This window comes from Frankia sp. CcWB2 (assembly GCF_977927585.1).
Window position 1 is genome coordinate 1 of sequence record NZ_CDWRCM010000296.1, and the last position, 3459, is coordinate 3459.

Annotated in this window: 3 protein-coding genes; 2 read left to right on the plus strand and 1 reads right to left on the minus strand. The window is 70.2% G+C overall.

Annotated features, from left to right (window positions below; all coding sequences use genetic code 11):
- The first annotated feature begins 775 nt into the window (after positions 1-775).
- On the plus strand, positions 776-1528 hold the full coding sequence (locus ACY45C_RS20710) for a response regulator transcription factor (protein WP_462189224.1): 753 nt from the start codon (positions 776-778) through the stop codon (positions 1526-1528).
- Between the two features lie 201 nt (positions 1529-1729).
- Positions 1730-2764: a mycothiol synthase gene (gene mshD / locus ACY45C_RS20715; RefSeq protein ID WP_462189225.1), complete on the plus strand. Its 1035-nt coding sequence runs from the start codon at positions 1730-1732 to the stop codon at positions 2762-2764.
- Between the two features lie 54 nt (positions 2765-2818).
- Here the strand turns inward: mshD and ACY45C_RS20720 are convergent, their stop codons facing one another.
- Complete coding sequence (locus ACY45C_RS20720) at positions 2819-3178, minus strand: STAS domain-containing protein (RefSeq protein WP_462189226.1); 360 nt, start codon at positions 3176-3178, stop codon at positions 2819-2821.
- Between the last annotated feature and the right edge of the window lie 281 nt (positions 3179-3459).

The following is a 3459-nucleotide window of genomic DNA, read 5'->3' on the forward strand; positions in this document are numbered from 1 at the left end:
ATCATGAGAGGACCAGTTCAATCACAAGTTCGCAACAGATCCAACTCCGGATCTAGATCCAGATCCGATACACACCCGTAACATGCGCCGTGCCACCATCCGGCCGGTGGGCTGCTCTGCCAGCCGATCTGCCAGCCGATGGATTCGGCGCATCCGAGCGGTGCCCCGCACGAACCACCGGCTGGTCGCGCTCGCACTGGCTACCGCCTCCGGGGGATACCGACGGCGATGACTGTGGACGGACTCCCCCACCTGGATCAGCGCGGTGTGCCGCAGCACGGCGGCACCGTCCACCAACCATCCCATCGACCATCCCGTGGGGCAGACCCACTGGTAGCCGAGTCGACGGGCCGCGCCGATGGCCGAGCCGATATCCAGCACCTCGAGGTCACCGAAAGTGCACAGTCTGGTGGATCGGCCGTACGCTTGCAGGTCCATGACCTGGACATCGGGATGTGAACGTAATCCGACCATCACTGCTTGCAGCGCCAGGCGTGACGTCGAACAGGAGAAGCCATGGGTGACCACTACAGCCAGATTGCGTGACGCACCGGGCACCCGACCGCTCCAGTGATCATGACTCGTGGTCAGGATCTCACGATCCGCCGTAGGTAGTGGCCCGTAGACGGTAGGAGCCGAGTAGGACACTCCGCTATCCTCCCCACATACCGGCCTTCGTTTCATGCCCATGACGATCGTGAGACGCCCAGCGCCGGGCATCGAGTTACTCACCGGGTCGACGCTGCCCCACCACACACCACCTGGAGGAGTCGTCTTGAGCGTCGTCCTTTTGCTCACCAACGCCCCTGGCCCGTCCGCCGAGTCGTTTCCGTCGCTTGGGCTTCTCACCCACACCGTACGGGTCGCCCCGCTCGAGGCGAGCGCGCTGCTGGACGCCCCGCCGGTGGATGTGATCGTGGTGGATGGCCGCCGGGAGCTTGTGATCGCCCGCGGTCTGTGCCGGCTGCTACGCACCACCGGGCTCACCACGCCGCTGCTGGCGCTGGTGACCGAGGGTGGGCTGGCGGCGGTGTCCGCGGACTGGGGAGTCGACGACGTCGTCCTCGATTCCGCGGGTCCCGCCGAGGTCGAGGCCCGGTTGCGGCTGTCCATCGGTCGCGTCGCCGCAGCCGGCGGCACGGCCGAAGCCGGTGTCATCCGGTCCGGCAACCTGTCGGTCGACGAGACCACATACTCGGCCAAGTTGCGGGGCCGGCCGCTCGAGCTCACCTTCAAGGAGTTCGAGCTGCTGAAGTACCTCGCGCAGCACCCGGGCCGGGTCTTCACCCGCGCCCAGCTGTTGCAGGAGGTCTGGGGTTACGACTACTACGGCGGCACCCGCACGGTGGACGTCCACGTCCGGCGGCTGCGAGCGAAGCTCGGCCCCGAGCACGAAGCGATGATCGGCACTGTTCGGCACGTCGGGTACAAGTTCGTCGCGCCGCCCATCGCGCCGCTGCCGGAGAACACCCCCGGGGAGGCCGGCCGGGTCGGCCGTGACGAGTCCCGGACCCCCGAGCGGGTCTGACGTCACCGCGGACACCCGTCCGCCGCGTGGCACCCGGTATCCCGGTACCCCGGCACCCCAGGCACCGTCAGTAGGACGGCACCGTCGGCGCGAGGCCCAGCTCCCGGCTCCGGAAGCCAGGATTCGGCCTCGCGCCCGGGTTCTCGCGTCCGGGTTCTCGACCGCACCGTCGAAGGCCACCCAGCGTCATACGGTCGTCCGGTGACCTCGCTGAGCTGGCAGCAGACCCTGAGCGCCATGGACGTGGACGACATCGTGAGCCTCCTCGCCGCCGCGGAGCGGGCGGACGGCTCCGGGCCGGTGTCCGAGGACATCCGACTGGCCCTCCGGCCCGGATTGCGGATCGGCGCGGGCCGGCACCTGCTGGCCGTGTCGGCCGCCGCGGACACGAGCGCCCCGAATATCCCGGACGCCCCTGGTGACCAGGACGCCGCGGACACGTCGACCATGCCGGGCCGCACCCCCGCCCGGCGGATCATCGGCTACGCCCATCTGGGCGGCGTGGACCAGGCGCGGCAGGCCGAGGTGGTCGTCCATCCCGACCACCGCGGGCGCGGCGTCGGCACAGCCCTGGTAGGCGGACTGACCGAGGCCCTCGCGGCGCCGTCGTCCCGCCTCGACATCTGGGCCCACGGCGACCTGCCGGCCGCCGCGGCATTGGCTACCCGGCTCACGTTCACTCGCACGAGGGTGCTGCTCCAGCTTCGGCGACCGCTGGCGACCGGGACGCCCCTGCCGGACCCCCGGCTGCCGGCCGGTGTGACGGTCCGCACCTTCGTCCCCGACCAGGACGACCAGGCCTGGCTGGCCGTCAACGCGGCCGCCTTCGCTGATCATCCGGAGCAGGGCCGGTGGGCCCTGGACGATCTGGCCCGGCGCCGGGCCGAGCCGTGGTTCGACCCGCGTGGCTTCTTCCTCGCCGAGCGCGACGGCGCACCCGTCGGCTTCCACTGGACGAAGGTGCACGAGACCGACCAGACGCCGCCACGGAACGCGCAGCCGGGGCCCATCGGCGAGGTCTACGTGGTGGGCGTGCTCCCGGGCGCGGGCGGCGCGGGACTCGGCCCGGCACTCACCCTGATCGGCCTGCGGCATCTGCAGGCCGAGGGGCTCGACTCGGTCCTGCTGTACGTGGACGAGGACAACGTCCGCGCCGTGCGGATGTACACCGGACTCGGCTTCATCACCTACGTCCGCGACGTCTCCTACCACTGGGAGAGGCCGTCCACGGGTTGATCCGGCCTGGTCCGGAAGACCCCCGCGGCTCAGGGGCCGGAAGGCCCCCGTGACTCAGGCGCCCTGACGGGTCGCCAAGCCGCGCGCGGGGGCGGAGTCGCCGTGATCGACGTCTATCACGACACTCAGGTTCGTGACATGCAGCAGGCGATAGGCATCCTCGTTGAGGTTACGCAGCACGAGGCGGCCACCGGCCGACCGCTGACGCTGGTGGGCGAACAGGATGACCGCCAACCCCTGCGAGTCGAGGAAGCTCACCTGCTCCAGATCCACGATGATCTCTTTGACTCCGGCGACCCGTGCGTCGAGCAGTGCCTCGCGCAGGGGATCCAGGGACGAATAGTCGATGTCGCCGGCCGGATACACGACGATGGCATCACGGTCGGTCACCTCAACCCGCACGCTTGGCTCCATGGCTCCGCTTGCGACCGGACGGCGTGAGCGCCACGGGAAGCCGGCCGGGCTGCCTCCCGCGTCGCGCCGCGCCTTTGGGCAAGCGCGACCATGGCGCCGTACCCCGACCTAGGTACTTCCACACGCGGCCGACCCCCGCCGGGGGCGACTTCTCACCGCACGCTCGTCAGCACGCCTGTCCGCGCCCCGCCCGTCGTCATCCGCCCGTCCGTCCCGCATGCTCCCCGCCGCGCGGGATGGGATGACGAGCTGCCCGATGAGAGCGTCTACGCATGGACATC

What these genes read in the sequence shown, in the direction of transcription:
- ACY45C_RS20720 (WP_462189226.1), bottom strand. Translation starts at nt 3,178, where the DNA reads ATGGAGCCAAGCGTGCGGGTTGAGGTGACCGACCGTGATGCCATCGTC.